This is a genomic window from Saccharothrix longispora, assembly GCF_031455225.1.
Classification (GTDB): domain Bacteria; phylum Actinomycetota; class Actinomycetes; order Mycobacteriales; family Pseudonocardiaceae; genus Actinosynnema; species Actinosynnema longispora.
Window position 1 is genome coordinate 7,043,576 of sequence record NZ_JAVDSG010000001.1, and the last position, 14,504, is coordinate 7,058,079.

15 protein-coding genes are annotated in these 14,504 nt (G+C 72.7%); 7 read left to right on the top strand and 8 right to left on the bottom strand.

Annotated elements, in window-relative coordinates:
• Positions 1 to 284: 284 nt before the first annotated feature.
• From J2S66_RS30495 to J2S66_RS30505, 3 genes are read left to right on the top strand one after another with little or no spacing between them, the layout of a single operon-like run.
• The gene (locus J2S66_RS30495) at positions 285 to 1,274 is read left to right on the top strand and encodes a FecCD family ABC transporter permease (RefSeq protein ID WP_310311348.1); all 990 of its coding nucleotides are present in this window, start codon (positions 285 to 287) and stop codon (positions 1,272 to 1,274) included.
• On the top strand, positions 1,271 to 2,350 hold the full coding sequence (locus J2S66_RS30500) for a FecCD family ABC transporter permease (protein WP_310311349.1): 1,080 nt from the start codon (positions 1,271 to 1,273) through the stop codon (positions 2,348 to 2,350). The genes J2S66_RS30495 and J2S66_RS30500 overlap by 4 nt, the downstream gene beginning before the upstream one ends.
• On the top strand, positions 2,347 to 3,141 hold the full coding sequence (locus J2S66_RS30505; protein WP_310311352.1) for an ABC transporter ATP-binding protein: 795 nt from the start codon (positions 2,347 to 2,349) through the stop codon (positions 3,139 to 3,141). Before J2S66_RS30500 ends, J2S66_RS30505 begins: the two co-directional genes overlap by 4 nt.
• A gap of 4 nt (positions 3,142 to 3,145) precedes the next feature.
• On the opposite strand, the gene J2S66_RS30510 is transcribed toward J2S66_RS30505, so the two are convergent.
• The gene (locus tag J2S66_RS30510) at positions 3,146 to 3,967 is read right to left on the bottom strand and encodes a (2Fe-2S)-binding protein (RefSeq protein WP_310311354.1); all 822 of its coding nucleotides are present in this window, start codon (positions 3,965 to 3,967) and stop codon (positions 3,146 to 3,148) included.
• A 340-nt stretch (positions 3,968 to 4,307) separates the two neighbouring features.
• On the opposite strand from J2S66_RS30510, the gene J2S66_RS30515 reads away from it, so the two are divergent.
• Positions 4,308 to 6,869 carry an ATP-dependent Clp protease ATP-binding subunit gene (locus tag J2S66_RS30515; RefSeq protein ID WP_310311356.1) on the top strand — a complete coding sequence of 854 codons (2,562 nt, stop codon included), beginning with the start codon at positions 4,308 to 4,310 and terminating at the stop codon, positions 6,867 to 6,869.
• A gap of 81 nt (positions 6,870 to 6,950) precedes the next feature.
• On the opposite strand, the gene pcp is transcribed toward J2S66_RS30515, so the two are convergent.
• On the bottom strand, positions 6,951 to 7,577 hold the full coding sequence (gene pcp / locus J2S66_RS30520; RefSeq protein WP_310311358.1) for a pyroglutamyl-peptidase I: 627 nt from the start codon (positions 7,575 to 7,577) through the stop codon (positions 6,951 to 6,953).
• A gap of 18 nt (positions 7,578 to 7,595) precedes the next feature.
• Between pcp and J2S66_RS30525 the strand changes: the two genes are divergently transcribed.
• Positions 7,596 to 8,567 (top strand): endonuclease/exonuclease/phosphatase family protein, encoded by a 972-nt coding sequence (locus J2S66_RS30525; protein WP_310311360.1) that lies wholly within the window; start codon positions 7,596 to 7,598, stop codon positions 8,565 to 8,567.
• Here J2S66_RS30525 and J2S66_RS30530 read toward each other — a convergent pair.
• From J2S66_RS30530 to J2S66_RS30540, 3 genes are read right to left on the bottom strand one after another with little or no spacing between them, the layout of a single operon-like run.
• On the bottom strand, positions 8,539 to 9,333 hold the full coding sequence (locus J2S66_RS30530; RefSeq protein WP_310311362.1) for an SIR2 family NAD-dependent protein deacylase: 795 nt from the start codon (positions 9,331 to 9,333) through the stop codon (positions 8,539 to 8,541). The genes J2S66_RS30525 and J2S66_RS30530 overlap by 29 nt on opposite strands.
• Positions 9,330 to 9,638: an antibiotic biosynthesis monooxygenase family protein gene (locus tag J2S66_RS30535; protein ID WP_306744435.1), complete on the bottom strand. Its 309-nt coding sequence runs from the start codon at positions 9,636 to 9,638 to the stop codon at positions 9,330 to 9,332. The genes J2S66_RS30530 and J2S66_RS30535 overlap by 4 nt, the downstream gene beginning before the upstream one ends.
• Before the next feature lie 10 nt (positions 9,639 to 9,648).
• The gene (locus tag J2S66_RS30540; protein WP_310311366.1) at positions 9,649 to 11,112 is read right to left on the bottom strand and encodes a M1 family metallopeptidase; all 1,464 of its coding nucleotides are present in this window, start codon (positions 11,110 to 11,112) and stop codon (positions 9,649 to 9,651) included.
• 17 nt (positions 11,113 to 11,129) lie between these two features.
• Between J2S66_RS30540 and J2S66_RS30545 the strand changes: the two genes are divergently transcribed.
• Positions 11,130 to 11,873 carry an alpha/beta fold hydrolase gene (locus J2S66_RS30545; RefSeq protein ID WP_310311368.1) on the top strand — a complete coding sequence of 248 codons (744 nt, stop codon included), beginning with the start codon at positions 11,130 to 11,132 and terminating at the stop codon, positions 11,871 to 11,873.
• Here the strand turns inward: J2S66_RS30545 and J2S66_RS30550 are convergent.
• The 3 genes from J2S66_RS30550 to J2S66_RS30560 are packed head-to-tail and all read right to left on the bottom strand — an operon-like array spanning position 11,822 to position 13,708.
• Positions 11,822 to 12,319: a 2'-5' RNA ligase family protein gene (locus J2S66_RS30550; RefSeq protein ID WP_310311370.1), complete on the bottom strand. Its 498-nt coding sequence runs from the start codon at positions 12,317 to 12,319 to the stop codon at positions 11,822 to 11,824. The two genes, J2S66_RS30545 and J2S66_RS30550, sit on opposite strands and share 52 nt — an antisense overlap.
• Entirely contained in the window at positions 12,319 to 13,200 is an 882-nt protein-coding gene (locus J2S66_RS30555) for an HhH-GPD family protein (protein ID WP_310311372.1), read from the bottom strand. The genes J2S66_RS30550 and J2S66_RS30555 overlap by 1 nt, the downstream gene beginning before the upstream one ends.
• A gap of 16 nt (positions 13,201 to 13,216) precedes the next feature.
• A complete protein-coding gene (locus tag J2S66_RS30560; RefSeq protein ID WP_310311375.1) occupies positions 13,217 to 13,708 on the bottom strand; it encodes a beta-class carbonic anhydrase in 492 nt (163 codons plus the stop codon).
• Between the two features lie 145 nt (positions 13,709 to 13,853).
• Between J2S66_RS30560 and J2S66_RS30565 the strand changes: the two genes are divergently transcribed.
• Positions 13,854 to 14,498, top strand: coding sequence for a hypothetical protein (locus J2S66_RS30565; protein WP_310311377.1), 645 nt, complete (start codon positions 13,854 to 13,856; stop codon positions 14,496 to 14,498).
• Positions 14,499 to 14,504 lie beyond the last annotated feature (6 nt).

The window sequence follows — 14,504 nt, forward strand, 5'->3', positions numbered from 1 at the left end:
CGGTCCGGGCAATGAAAACGTTGTTGTGCGCAGGGGTACCGGAATCCGGTGCCCCTTCGCGCGTTTTCCCGCCCCGGGCGGGTGCCGGGGCGGTCGCGGGGAAGATCCATTCTTGGGCTGTTCCCCGCAGGGTGATCTTCTGTTCGGAGTGGTCCCTGTCTCGATTGGTTTGTGGGCTGCTTCACGTCGAGGGCCGGTTTCGTCGCGGTGGGTGCGCACCGATCGACCGACGGTGTTCGGTTAGGCTTACCTCACCACAGGCCGTCGCACAGGAGGAGCGGGACGTGGTCCTCCGCACCGGTCGTCTGCTCCTGCTGCTGGGCCTGCTGGCCGTCGTCGTGCTCGGCAGCGTCGCCCTCGGGGCGAAGGACATCCCGCTCACCGGCGTCTGGCACGCGCTGACCACGCCGACCGGGTCGGAGGACGACCTGGTCGTGCGCGGGCTGCGGGTGCCCCGGACGGCGCTGGGCGTGCTCGCCGGCGTGGCCCTCGGGGTCGGCGGGGCGCTCATGCAGGGCCACACCCGCAACCCGCTCGCCGACCCCGGTGTGCTCGGCGTCACGCAGGGCGCGGCGTTCGCGGTGGTGCTGTCGATCTTCACGCTGGGGGTGACCGGCCTCCACGGGTACATCTGGTTCGCGTTCGCGGGCGCGCTGGTGGCGAGCGTGGTGGTGTTCCTCCTCGGGTCGAGCCGGACCGGGCCGACGCCGGTGACGCTGGCGCTGGCCGGTGCGGCGGTGTCCGCCCTCATGCACGGCCTGGTGTCGGCACTGGTGCTGCTGGACAGGCAGAGCCTCGACGCCTTCCGGTTCTGGCAGGTCGGGGGCCTCGCCGGGCGCGACCTGGCCGTGCTGTGGCAGGTGCTGCCGTTCGTGCTGGTCGGCCTGGTGCTGGCGGCGTTCAACGCGGGCGGGCTGAACGCGCTCGCGCTCGGCGACGAGGTCGCCCGGTCGCTCGGGCAGCGGGTCGTGCTGACCCGGGTCGTGGGGGTGGCCGCCATCACCCTGCTGGTGGGCGGCGCGGTGGCGGCGTGCGGCCCGATCGGGTTCGTCGGGCTGGTCGTGCCGCACGTGGCGCGGGCGATGACCGGGCCGGACCACCGGTGGCTGCTGCCCTTCTCCGGGGTGCTGGGCGCGGTGGTGCTGCTGGTCGCGGACGTCGTCGGGCGGGTCGTCGCCCGGCCGGGCGAACTGGAGGTCGGCATCGTGATGGCCCTGCTCGGGGCGCCGTTCTTCATCGCGCTCGTGCGGCGGCGCAGGCTGGTGAGGCTGTGAAGCCCGCGAAGACCGGGCCGCGGGACGGCGGGGCCGTCAGGATCGGCGCGGCGTCGTGGCGGCTGCGGTGGCGGCCGGCGGTGGTGGTGGCGGTCGGGCTGGTGCTGGTGCTCTTCGCCGGCGCGCTGAGCATCGCGTTCGGCGACTTCCCCCTCGGCCTCGGCCAGGTGGTCGACGTGCTGCTCGGCGGCGGTGCGCGGAGCCAGCGGTTCGTCGTGGTCGACCTGCGGTTGCCGCGGGCTCTGACCGCGGTGTTCGTCGGCGCGGCGCTCGGGTTGTCGGGGGCGATCTTCCAGGCGATCGCGCGCAACCCGCTGGCCAGCCCGGACATCCTCGGCGTGACCTGGGGCGCGGGCGTCGGCGCGGTGACCGTGATCACCTTCGCCGGGTCCCTGGGCGCGGTGGGCGGGTCCCTGTCGACGGTGGGCGTGCCGCTGGCGAGCCTGGCGGGCGGGCTCCTCGCCGGGCTGCTCGTGTACGGGCTCGCGTGGCGGCGGGGCATCGAGGGCTTCCGGCTGGTGCTCGTCGGCATCGGCGTCTCGGCGGTGACCGGCAACCTCACCCACTACCTGCTGACGGTCGGCGACGTGACCGACGCGGCGCGGGCGATGGTGTGGATCACCGGCAGCCTCAACGGGCGCGGCTGGGAGCACGTCGTGCCGGTCGGCCTGGCGCTGGCCGTGCTCGTCCCGGCGGCGCTGGTGGGCAACCGGCAGCTCGGCGCGCTCCAGTTCGACGACGACACGGTGCGCGGGCTGGGCGTGCGGCTCGACGGCGCGCGCACCGCGATGCTGCTGCTGGCCGTGGTGCTGGCGGCGGTGGCCACGGCGGCGGCCGGCCCGGTGGCCTTCGTGGCGCTGGCCTCGCCCCAGGTCGCGCTGCGGCTGGCGGGCACGGCCACGCCGCCGCCGCTCGGGTCGGCGGTGGTCGGCGCGCTGCTCGTGGTGGCGTCCGACCTGGTCTCGCGGCTCGCGTTCGGCGGGATCGAACTGCCGGTGGGCGTGGTGACGGCCGTGCTCGGCGCTCCTTACCTCATGTACCTGCTCGTTCGGAGCCGTCGGGAGGCTCGGGTATGACCGCGGTGCGACTTCAGGCGCAGGACCTGTCGGTGGGGTACGGGGAGCGGGCGGTCGTCTCTGGGCTGGACCTGGACGTCGTGGCCGGGTCGGTGACGGCCGTCATCGGGCCGAACGGCTGCGGGAAGTCCACGCTGCTGCGCGCGCTGGGGCGGTTGCTCCCGGCGCGGGGCGGGGCCGTGCTGCTCGACGGCAAGCGCATCGACCGCACGCCCACGCGCGAGGTCGCCAAGGTGCTGGCGATGCTGCCGCAGGCGCCGCAGGCGCCGGAGGGGCTGACCGTCGCGGACCTGGTGGCGCGGGGCCGCCACCCGCACCAGGCGTGGTACCGGCAGTGGTCGGCCGCCGACGAGGAGGCGGTGGGCGAGGCGCTGCGGATGACCGGGATGGCCGACCTGGCGTCGCGGACCGTCGACGAGCTGTCCGGCGGCCAGCGGCAGCGGGCGTGGATCTCGATGGCGTTGGCGCAGGGCACGGACCTGCTGCTGCTCGACGAGCCCACGACCTACCTGGACCTGGCCCACCAGATCGACGTGCTCGACCTCGTGCAGCGGTTGCACGTCGACTTCGGCCGGACCGTGGTGATGGTGCTGCACGACCTCAACCTGGCCGCGCGGTACGCGGAGCGGCTGGTGGCGATGAAGGACGGCGGGATCGTGGTCGCCGGGACGCCGGACGAGGTGCTGACCGAGGCCAACCTGCTGGAGGTGTTCGGGCTGGAGGCCCGGGTGGTGGTGGACCCGGTGTCCGGGACGCCGCTGGTGGTGCCCGTCGGGCACCGGCACCGCTGAGGCGTCAGGAGCAGACGCGCGGGCAGGTGCCGCACGCCTCGGCGTTCGGCAGGACGAAGTGGAAGCAGCAGCTCTCCCGGCGACGGGTCCAGCCCGTGTCGGTGGCCTTGAGCGTCGACGCCGAGGTGAACGGGTCGAGCTTGGCCGGCAGCAGCAGCGCCGAGTCCATCACGCCGGCCGTCTCGTCGCCGCACAGCTGGCCGGCGGTCCACGCGGCGCTGTCCAGCGCGTCCGTGGCGGCGGCCCACAGCGTGCGGCGGCCCAGCCGGACGGTGGGGCCGAAGGAGCCCACGAACCCGGCGGCGTGCGCGGCGAACCTGGTGCGGAGGAGGGCGGCGAGGGCGTTCTCGTCGGCGACGACGGTGGCGGCGGGGTGGTTGCCCGCCGGGTCCTCGGGCAGGCACGCGAAGTCGTCGGTCAGCAGGGCCACGCCGACGGTGTGCGGACGGCCCTCCGGGGCGATGCGCAGGGCGACGTCGGCGGGCCGGAGCGACGGCACCCGGCGGGCGGTGTGGAAGAGGAGGCCGCCGAGCACGCCGACGACGTTGAGGTACCAGCTCATCACGTACCCGGCGGTCGTGCGGTCGGGCGCCTCGCCGTACTGCTCGCGCAGCCACTCGGCCAGGGACTTCCGCCACACGTCGAACCGCTGGGGCTCGTCGAGGAACTCCGCGCACGTCGTCCACTCGGCCCGTTCGGCCTGGTCGACCGGGAGGCCGAACCTGAGCTCGAAGTGCGGTGCGCGCGAGGCGGCGCGCAGGAGGGACTCGGCGACCGGCGTCGTCGCCGAGGTGGTGCGTGCCCTGACCCTCGCCGGTACCGTCATCTCCAGAAGGTCCTCGTGTTCGGAGTGGTTGAGGTTTGCCTAACCTTACCCAGGTTCGCCTAACTTGCACCGCGGTGTGGTGTCGGTCACTTCGGGTTGTCGCCGAACGGTTGAATGTTCGCGTTGAGCGGACAGGACCCGTTCCGTGGAATCTGCCTGGCAGATCACGCGTTGATACCGATGTCAGAGATCCCCGCGGACGACTGCCGGCGAACGGGAACCGAGAGTGTCGGGGGCTGACGACTACAGTGGTCCCACGGTGCCGCGCTCTCCACGGTCGGCCAGACGGCCAGCCGGTGGTGAGCCCGAGGACCGCCGGCGCAGCAGTCAGGGAGTGCGAATGTTCGAAAGGTTCACCGACCGCGCGAGGCGGGTGGTTGTCCTGGCCCAGGAAGAGGCCAGGATGCTCAACCACAACTACATCGGCACCGAGCACATCCTCCTGGGGTTGATCCACGAGGGTGAAGGTGTCGCCGCCAAGGCGCTGGAGTCGCTGGGGATCGCGCTGGAGGGTGTGCGCCAGCAGGTCGAGGAGATCATCGGCCAGGGGCAGCAGGCCCCGTCCGGACACATCCCCTTCACCCCGCGCGCGAAGAAGGTGCTGGAGCTGTCCCTCCGCGAGGCGCTCCAGCTCGGCCACAACTACATCGGCACGGAGCACATCCTGCTCGGCCTGATCCGCGAGGGCGAGGGTGTCGCCGCGCAGGTCCTGGTCAAGCTGGGTGCCGACCTCAACCGCGTGCGCCAGCAGGTCCTCCAGCTGCTGTCCGGCTACTCGGGCGGCAAGGAGCCGGCGGAGTCCGGCGGCCGCGGTGAGGGCACGCCGTCGTCCTCGTTGGTGCTCGACCAGTTCGGGCGCAACCTGACCGCCTCGGCGCGGGAGGGCAAGCTCGACCCGGTGATCGGGCGCGCCAAGGAGATCGAGCGGGTCATGCAGGTGCTGTCCCGCCGCACCAAGAACAACCCGGTCCTGATCGGCGAGCCCGGCGTGGGCAAGACCGCCGTCGTCGAGGGCCTGGCCCAGATGGTCGTCAAGGGCGAGGTGCCCGAGACGCTCAAGGACAAGCAGCTCTACACCCTGGACCTCGGGTCCCTGGTGGCGGGCTCGCGGTACCGCGGTGACTTCGAGGAGCGCCTGAAGAAGGTGCTCAAGGAGATCCGCACCCGCGGCGACATCATCCTGTTCATCGACGAGATCCACACCCTCGTCGGTGCGGGTGCGGCCGAGGGCGCGATCGACGCGGCTTCCATCCTGAAGCCGATGTTGGCGCGCGGCGAGCTCCAGACCATCGGCGCGACGACGCTGGACGAGTACCGCAAGTACGTCGAGAAGGACCCCGCTCTCGAACGCCGGTTCCAGCCGATCCAGGTCGGCGAGCCGTCGCTGGAGCACACCATCGAGATCCTCAAGGGTCTCCGCGACCGGTACGAGGCCCACCACCGGGTCTCCATCACCGACTCCGCGCTGGTGGCGGCGGCCACGCTGGCCGACCGGTACATCAACGACCGGTTCCTGCCGGACAAGGCGATCGACCTGATCGACGAGGCCGGCGCGCGGATGCGCATCCGCCGGATGACCGCGCCGCCGGACCTGCGCGAGTTCGACGAGAAGATCGCCGACGTGCGTCGCGACAAGGAGTCCGCGATCGACGCGCAGGACTTCGAGCGGGCCGCGAAGCTGCGCGACGCGGAGAAGCAGCTGCTCGGCCAGAAGGCCGAGCGGGAGAAGCAGTGGAAGGACGGCGACCTCGACGTCGTCGCCGAGGTGGACGACGAGCAGATCGCCGAGGTGCTGGCGAACTGGACCGGCATCCCCGTGTTCAAGCTCACCGAGGAGGAGACCACGCGTCTGCTCCGCATGGAGGACGAGCTGCACAAGCGGATCATCGGCCAGGTCGACGCGGTCAAGGCCGTGTCGCAGGCGATCCGCCGGACGCGGGCCGGGTTGAAGGACCCGAAGCGGCCGTCCGGTTCGTTCATCTTCGCCGGCCCGTCGGGCGTCGGCAAGACGGAGCTGTCGAAGGCGCTGGCGAACTTCCTGTTCGGCGAGGACGACGCGCTCATCCAGATCGACATGGGCGAGTTCCACGACCGGTACACCGCCTCGCGGCTCTTCGGCGCCCCTCCCGGGTACGTGGGTTACGAGGAGGGTGGCCAGCTCACCGAGAAGGTGCGGCGCAAGCCGTTCTCGGTGGTGCTGTTCGACGAGATCGAGAAGGCCCACCAGGAGGTCTACAACACGCTGCTCCAGGTGTTGGAGGACGGCCGCCTGACCGACGGCCAGGGCCGGACGGTGGACTTCAAGAACACCGTCATCATCTTCACCTCGAACCTCGGCACCTCGGACATCTCGAAGGCCGTGGGCCTGGGCTTCACCTCGGGTCAGGACACCGCGTCCAACTACGAGCGCATGAAGAACAAGGTCAACGACGAGCTGAAGAAGCACTTCCGGCCCGAGTTCCTCAACCGCATCGACGACATCATCGTCTTCCACCAGCTCACGCAGGACGAGATCATCAAGATGGTGGACCTGATGATCGCCCGCGTCGAGCAGCAGTTGAAGAACAAGGACATGGCGATCGAGCTCACGGATCGCGCGAAGATGCTGCTGGCCAAGCGCGGGTTCGACCCGGTGCTGGGCGCCCGGCCGCTGCGCCGGACCATCCAGCGCGAGATCGAGGACCAGCTGTCGGAGAAGATCCTGTTCGGGGAGATCCAGCCCGGCCAGATCATCATCACCGACGTCGAGGGCTGGGACGGCGGGGAGAAGGAGCCCGACGACAAGGCCCACTTCGTGTTCCGGGGCGAGACCAAGCCGATGCGGGTGCCGGACGCGCCCCCCGTCGACATGGCCGCTTCCGGCGGCGAGGGTGGCGGCGACTCGGACGCCGAGTCCGCCTAGTCCCACCAGCGGTGCCGAACGCCCCCCGGGTCCGCCCGGGGGGCGTTCTGCTGCGCGGAGCGGGTGCCGGCCCGGCGGGTGCTAGTGCAGCGTGCCGGCCGTGGTGCGCAGGTCGGTCCGCGTGGACAGGGCGGTCCGGATGATCAGGTCCAGCGCCTTGGCGGTGGTCTCGACCGGGAGGCTGGGTGCGTCCTCGGTCTGGTCCGGCGAGAAGGGGACGTGCACGAAGCCGGCCCTGGTGCCCGGGTGGGCGGTGGCCGTCAGGTGCATCAGGCCGTAGAAGACGTGGTTGCAGACGAACGTGCCCGCCGTGTGGCTGACCGAGGCGGGGATGCCCTCGGCGGTGAGGGCGGCTACCGCCGCTTTGACCGGGAGGGTGCTGAAGTAGGCGGTGGGGCCCTCCGGGAGCACCGGTTCGTCCACGGGCCGGTTGCCCCGGTTGTCGGGGATGCGGGCGTCGTCCAGGTTGATCGCGGTGCGCTCCGGGGTGACGTCCGGCCTGCCGCCCGCCTGGCCGGTGGCGATGACCAGGTCGTAGTGGCGCTCGCCCAGGGCGCCCCTCAGGACCTCGATGGACTCGTGGAAGACGCAGGGCAGTTCCAGGGTGGTCAGGGTGTAGCCGGTGGGCTCGACCGCCTTGACCGCTTCCCAGGACGGGTTGGTGCGCTCCCCGCCGAACGGCTCGAAGCCCGTCAGCAATACCTCCATTCGGGCAGACTAGATGGCGTGGTCGACACGGTGGAACGCCGCACCAGGCGAGGGGGCGTCACCTTCCTGCTGGTGGTGGCCGCGGTGGGGTTCTCGGGGGCCGCCTTCGTCCGGCTGCTCGGGGTCGACGGCACGCGGCACATGGTGGCCACCACGGCGCTCACGCCCTACTGGACGGCCGCCGGCGTGCTGCTGGGGGCGGTGGCGCTGCTGCTGCGGCGGTGGGGCGTGGGGGTGGTGGTGCTGCTCGTCGCGCTGGTGCTGGTGTCGGCGGTGGCGCCCCGGGCCTTCCCCGACTCCCGCCCGGTGGGGGTGGGGCGGTCGGTGGTGGTGATGTCCTCGAACCTGCTGGTGGGGAAGGCCGTCGCGGAGGACGTGGTGGCGGCGGTCCGGGAGCACCGGGTCGACGTGCTCGCCCTCCAGGAGCTGACGCCCGCGATGGTGGCGGACTTCGAGCGGGCCGGGTTGGGGCGGGAGCTGCCCCACCGGCACTTCCTGGACGAGCCGGGCGGGTCCGGGTCCGGGATCGCGTCCCGGTGGCCGCTGTCGCCCCGGGTCCTGACGCCGCCCAGCACGTTGCGGCAGGCCGGGGCGTTGGTGGACCTGCCGGGCGACGACGTGGAGGTGCTGTCGGTCCACCCGCTGCCGCCGGTGGTGGACGCCGGGCCGGAGGACTGGCAGCGGGACCTGGCCGGGTTGCCCGAGCGGGACCTCAACGCGCCGGTGCGGGTGCTGGCCGGGGACTTCAACGCGACGCTCGACCACGTGGGCATGCGGCGGTTGCTGAACGGCGGGTACGTCGACGCGGCCGACCAGGTGGGGGCCGGGTTGGCACCCACGTGGCCTGCCGGGGCCCCGTGGCCGCCGCCCGTCGTCATCGACCACGTGCTGGTGGACAACCGGTGCCCGGTGGACTCGTTCGCGGTGGTGGACATCCCCGGCACCGACCACCGGGCCGTGGTCAGCCGATTCGTCGTGCCAGCTCGCTGAGGGCCTCCGCGGCGCCCATCGCCAGGGAGACGCCCCTGCCGTGGCGGACCTCGGGCTCCCGGGGGTTGATGCGGATCAGGTTCCCCGTGGTCGCGGCGGCCAGCTCCGCCTGGCGGCGGATCGTGGGGACGGCCGTGCCCGCGCCGATCTCGACGACGGTGAGGTCGCGGTGGGCGCGGCGCCAGGCGGTGAGTTCGTCCAGGGCCCGCCGGGAGCGGGTGGGGACCCAGGACCGGTCGCCGAACATGAGGATGTTCGGCCTGGCCAGGCCGCCGCAGCGGGGGCACGTCGGCAGGTCGCCGGTGGCCCTCATGGTGGTCGGGTCGACGGTGACGACGTGGTCGTTCCGCCAGACGTCGTCCGTGCACGGCCCGGTGCACTGGAGGTGGTGGATCGAGCCGTGGACCTCGGCCACGTGGGGGAAGCCGGCCTCCTGGAACTGGCCGTCCACGTTCGAGGTGAGGACGCGCGCGCCCCAGGCCCGCAGGACCCCGAAACCCGCGTGGGGCGTCGTCCCGCGGTAGAGGTGCAGCCGGTGGCCGTAGAAGCCCCAGGCCAGGGCCGGGTCCTCGGCGAAGTGCACCGGGTCGGCCAGCTCCTCGAAGCTCAGGCCCAGGCGTTCGTAGGGCGGGTAGGCCCGCCAGAAACCGCTCGTGCCGCGGAAGTCCGGCAGGCCCGAGTCCACGCCCATGCCCGCGCCGGCGCACACCAGGAGTGCGTCGGCGTCGCGGACGAGGTCGGCGGCCCGGTCGAGGGCTTCGGTCAACTCTTGTTCGTGGAGTCGAGGACCACCTCGAACTCCAGCAGGTCCGAACCGGTGCCCACGGGACGCGCGCGCTCGCCCGAGTGGGCCTCCTTGGCGCTGCCCTTCAGCCAGTTCTGGAAGTCCTCCTCGGTCTCCCACTGGGTGACCACGAAGTACCGCTCGTCACCCTTGACCGGGCGGAGCAGCTGGAAGCCGAGGAAGCCGGGCTCGTTGTCCACGGCGCCCAGGCGCGCGGCGAACCGCTTCTCCAGCTCGGGGCCGGAACCGTCGGGCACGTGGATCGCGTTGATCTTCACAACCGCCATGGCGACGACGTTACCGCAGTGGTCCGGGGTAGAGGTGCTCGTCGGACGGGCGCTCGTCGCCCCGGAACCAGGCGGCGAAGAAGGCGTCCAGGTCCTGGCCCGACGTCTTCTCGACGTGCGCCTCGAACTCCGGCCAGGCGGCGTTGCCGTCCCGGTGGTCGGCCAGCCAGGTCTTGAGGGTCGCGTCGAAGTGCTCGTCGCCGATCTGGCGGCGCAGGGCGTGCAGGGCGAGCTGGCCCTTGTCGTAGACGCCGCGGAACTCGTTGCCCCGGCCCATGTCGTAGAGCTTGCGGCCCCAGTAGGAGTCGCGGTCGCTCACGCGCTCCACTTCCGCGCGGTAGCGGGCGTCCAGGTCGGCGCCCTCCTTCTCGTCCCACAGCCACTGCGCGTAGCTGGCGAAGCACTCGTTCAGGCAGATGTCGGCCCAGTTCTCCAGGGAGACCGAGTTGCCGAACCACTGGTGGGCGTTCTCGTGCACCACGGTGTCCAGGTCGGCCCAGCCCGCGTAGACGGGCCTGGTCTGGGTCTCCAGGGAGAAGCCGATGTCGTCCGCCAGGAAGATGCCGCCCGCGGCGGTGAACGGGTAGGGGCCGAACTCCTCGGACAGGAAGGCGAGGACCTCGGGGAGCCGCCGCTGGTGCTGCCGGGCCTGTTCGGCGCCGGGGGCGTAGGCGTCGACGACGGGGGTGCCGTCGGGCAGCGCGGAGCGCTCGACGGTCCACCTGTCGATGGCGATCGTGGTCAGGTAGGTGGCCATGGGCTGGTCGGCCTCCCAGCGGAACGACGTCCAGCCGTCGGCGGTGGTGCTCCCCTTCTCCAGGCCGTTGGAGACGACCGACCAGCCCTCGGGGACCCGGGCGGTGAGGGCGAAGGCGGCCTTGTCGCGGGGGGTGTCGTTGGCCGGGAACCAGGTGGTCGCCGAGTGCGGTTCCCCCGCGGCGAAGGCCCCGCCGGTCGACGAGGTCTGCCAGCCGCTGCGGCCCAGGGCCCGGTCCTCGAAGACGGTCGGTTCGCCGCGGTAGCGGACGGTGGTGGTGAACTCCCGGTCGCGGGGGAGGGGCGTGCCCGGGGTGATCACCAGTTCGTGGTCGCCCTCCTGGGCGAAGGTCGCCGCCGCGTCGTCGGTGGTGACCTCGGTCGCCGTGAGGGCGTAGAGGTCGAGGTTGTAGCGGGACAGGTCGGCGGTCGCCCGCGCGGTGATCGTGGCGGTGCCGTCGAGCTGCCTGGTGGCGGGGTCGTAGCTGATCGAGACGTCGTAGCGCTGGACGTCGTAGCCGGTGTTGCCGTCCTGCGGGTAGTACGCGTCACCCGCGCCGTCGCCGCCCTCGGCGTTCGCCGCGGCGGGCGTCGTCGGACCGGTGGTGGCGGGCGCCGCGGCGTCCTCGCGGGGGATGCGGGCCACCACGATCCCGGCCACCACCAGCACCAGGGCGGTGACGAGCAGGTACGGGCGCGCCTTGGTGCCGATGGACATGCCGACATGATGCACGCATGGGCGTTGCGGAGTTCGGCGGCTCGGGTCGGGGCATCGTGCTGCTGCACGGGTTGATGAGCCGGGCCAGCACCTGGTGGACGGTGGCGCAGTGGCTGAAGCCGTACGGGCGGGTCGTCGCGCCCGACGCGCGGGGGCACGGGCGGAACCCGCGGCGGGGCCCGTTCCGGACCGAGGACTTCGCGGCCGACGCGGCGGCGGTGATCGAGGAGCGCGGGCTGGGGCCGGCGGTGGTGATCGGGCACTCGATGGGCGGGCTGCACGCGTGGGCGCTGGCCGCCGCGCGGCCCGACCTGGTGGCGGCGGTCGTCGTGGAGGACGTCGTGCCGGACAACCGGGGGAGGACCGTGGACGAGTGGCGCTGGTACTTCGACGCGTGGCCGGTGTTCGAGTCGTTGGCGCACGTGCGGTCGGTGGTGGACGTGCCCCGGGTGGAGGAGCTGTTCGAGGAGCGCGACGACGGCTGGCACCTGATCGCGCGGATGGAGGACCTGTACGAGATCGCGGCCGAGTGGGGCGAGCGGTCCTACTGGGACCTCGTGGACGCGGTGCGGTGCCCGATGCTGGTGGTCGAGGCGGGTCGCGGTGGCATGCGGCCGGGGCAGATGGAGGAGGTCGCGCGGCGGACCGGCGCGTCGTACCTGCTGGTGCCCGAGTCCGGGCACGTCGTGCACGACCAGGCGCCCGAGGTCTACCGGGGTGCGGTGGAGGCGTTCCTGAGCGGGTCCGTGCCGCCGGTCTGAGTGTCGACGACCGCGACCTGCCGGACCCGGGCGCGGATCGGGGTCACCGGGTGGAGGGCGGCGAAGGCCCGGGCGACCTCGTGGTCCTCGCCCTCCAGGAGCGTGCAGCGGGGTGTCCAGCTGCTCGGCAGGTGGCGGGCGTCCGGGTGCTTCACGCGGCCCGCCAGGACGTCGTGGACGGCCGAGTGGACGGCCAGCAGTTCGCCGTCCACGACCGCGGTGAGGTGCAGGTGGCCCTCGGTGGCGGCGAGGGCGTGCAGCCACAGGTCGGGCAGCCAGAGGCGGGACAGGTCCTCGCGGAGCTCGGCGCGGACCTTCGGGCCGATCGTGCCCGCGGCGGCGAAGGTCAGGTGCGGCGGGTGCGGGTGGGTGGTGCCCGCCCGGCGCCAGAGGTCGCGGACGGCCTGGTCCGCCTCGGCGTCGAACAGCACCACCAGCTTGTGCATCAGTGCTCCCCGGGCAGCGCGAACAGGCCGTCGCGGGTCTGCTCGACCAGGCCGTCCACGAGCAGCGAGTGCAGGCAGCGGTCGCGCTGGCCCGCGTCGGACCAGGCCAGGTCGAGGACGGCCTTCTCCACCGGCTCGGTGGTGCCGCGCAGGACGTCCAGCAGGCGGCCCCGGACCTGGCGGTCCGTGCCCGCGAACTTCTGCACGGCCTTGACCGGGCCGTCGTGGGCGGGGCGGCCGGCCAGCTGCCAGCGGCAGGTCGCGAGGACCGGGCAGTCGGCGCACCGGGGTGTGCGGGCGACGCAGACGAGCGCGCCCAGTTCCATCAGGGCCGCGGAGTAGGTGGCGGCCCGTTCCCGCGGGAGGAGGGCTTCGGCGTCGCGGAGGTCCCTGGTGGTGGACGGCGGGCCGGCGTCCGCCGCGCCGTGCACCGCACGGGCCACGACGCGTCGCACGTTCGTGTCGACCACCGGGACGGCCTGCCCGTACGCGAAGGCGGCCACCGCGCGGGCGGTGTAGGCGCCGATGCCGGGCAGGGCGAGCAGCGTGTCGACGTCGGGGGGCACGACGTCGTCGTGGTCCTCCGCGATCGCCCGGGCGGCGGCGTGCAGGCGCAGGGCGCGCCGGGGGTAGCCCAGCTTGCCCCACGCCCGCAGCACCTCGCCCTGCGTCGCGGCGGCCGTCGAGGACGGCGTCGGCCAGCGCTCCAGCCAGTCCCGCCAGATCGGCTCGACGCGGTTCACGGGCGTCTGCTGGAGCATGACCTCGCTGACCAGCACGCCCCACGCGGTGCACTCCGGGCGTCGCCAGGGCAGGTCGCGGGCGGTGTCGGCGAACCAGTCGAGCAGGGTGTCGGCGGGGATGTTCGCGGAAGCGCTCATGGCGCCCGACAGTGTGTCAGACGACCTCGGTCAACTGGCCGGTGTGCACGTCGTAGACGAAGCCGCGCACCGTGTCCCGGTGGATCAGGAACGGGCTGTGCCGGACGCGGTTCATCGAGCCGCGGACGCTGTCCTTCACCTCGCGGAACGCCTCCACCGACCAGGTCGGGCGCATGCCGGAGTCCTGCTCCAGCTCGTCCTTGAAGTCGTCCTCGGTGACCAGTTCCAGGCCGCAGTTGGTGTGGTGCACCAGCAGCACCTCGCGGGTGCCGAGCTTGCGCTGGCTCAGCGCCAGGGAACGGATGGCGTCGTCGGTGACGACACCGCCCGCGTTGCGCAGCACGTGCGCCTCGCCCTGCTTGAGCCCGAAGATCTCGAACACCCGGATGCGGGAGTCCATGCAGGTCAGGATGGCGACCTGCATCGAGGGCCTGGGTGAGGAGCGATCACCCGGCACCACGTTGCCCAGCTCGGCGTTGCGTCGCAGCAGTTCGTCGATCGCGGTCATGGCACACCTCCCGTTTTCCCTGGGATTGGAACCCGGCTCCCGCATGCCGGCAAGTGGTTCGGGTGGACAATCACGTTCACGTTCACCGGATCGTGGGATCGGGACCTACCGCCGCATTCCACGTCGCCCGGCTACCTTCGATCGCGTGACCGACCCTCCAGGACCGCACCCCACGGCGGTGTACCGGCGTCGGCGCGCGCTGGCCGTCGGCGCGGCGGTGGCGTCCCTGGTCCTCGTCGCGTGGCTGGTGGGCGCCCTCGTCGGCCACGGCGACCCGGCGTCCGTCGCGGGGCCGCCGTCGCCCTCGTCGTCGAGCCCGCCGGCACGGGCCGGGACACCGGCGGTCGCGTCGTCCTCGTCGACCACGCCGCCGGCCCCGACGCCGCCGCCCGGTCCGCCGCCGCCGTGCGGTGACGGGCAGGTGTCGGTGGTGGCCGAGGTGGACCCGCCGTCGACGCCGGCGGGGCAGCCCGTGGGGTTCGCCATCGTGGTGTCCAACACCGGGCAGCTGCCGTGCGCCAAGGAGATCGGCCGCGCGGTGCGCGAGCTCGTCGTGACGACGGTCGACGGTGCCACCCGCCTGTGGTCGAGCAACGACTGCCTCGCCACGGCCGGGTCCGAGGTGCGCGTGATGCGGCCGACCGAGCGGTTCACCTACGGCCTCCGGTGGTCCGGCACCACCTCCCGGCCGGGGTGCGCGGAGGTGGGGCGACTCGGCCCGGGCGACTACCTGCTGTCCGCCGTCGTGGCGGGCCTGGTGAGCGACCCGGTGGTCTTCCGGCTCACGTAGTCGCCG

What these genes read in the sequence shown, in the direction of transcription:
- J2S66_RS30505 (WP_310311352.1), top strand. Translation starts at nt 2,347, where the DNA reads ATGACCGCGGTGCGACTTCAGGCGCAGGACCTGTCGGTGGGGTACGGG.
- J2S66_RS30510 (WP_310311354.1), bottom strand. Translation starts at nt 3,967, where the DNA reads ATGACGGTACCGGCGAGGGTCAGGGCACGCACCACCTCGGCGACGACG.
- J2S66_RS30515 (WP_310311356.1), top strand. Translation starts at nt 4,308, where the DNA reads ATGTTCGAAAGGTTCACCGACCGCGCGAGGCGGGTGGTTGTCCTGGCC.
- pcp (WP_310311358.1), bottom strand. Translation starts at nt 7,577, where the DNA reads ATGGAGGTATTGCTGACGGGCTTCGAGCCGTTCGGCGGGGAGCGCACC.
- J2S66_RS30535 (WP_306744435.1), bottom strand. Translation starts at nt 9,638, where the DNA reads ATGGCGGTTGTGAAGATCAACGCGATCCACGTGCCCGACGGTTCCGGC.
- J2S66_RS30540 (WP_310311366.1), bottom strand. Translation starts at nt 11,112, where the DNA reads ATGTCCATCGGCACCAAGGCGCGCCCGTACCTGCTCGTCACCGCCCTG.
- J2S66_RS30545 (WP_310311368.1), top strand. Translation starts at nt 11,130, where the DNA reads ATGGGCGTTGCGGAGTTCGGCGGCTCGGGTCGGGGCATCGTGCTGCTG.
- J2S66_RS30550 (WP_310311370.1), bottom strand. Translation starts at nt 12,319, where the DNA reads ATGCACAAGCTGGTGGTGCTGTTCGACGCCGAGGCGGACCAGGCCGTC.
- J2S66_RS30555 (WP_310311372.1), bottom strand. Translation starts at nt 13,200, where the DNA reads ATGAGCGCTTCCGCGAACATCCCCGCCGACACCCTGCTCGACTGGTTC.
- J2S66_RS30560 (WP_310311375.1), bottom strand. Translation starts at nt 13,708, where the DNA reads ATGACCGCGATCGACGAACTGCTGCGACGCAACGCCGAGCTGGGCAAC.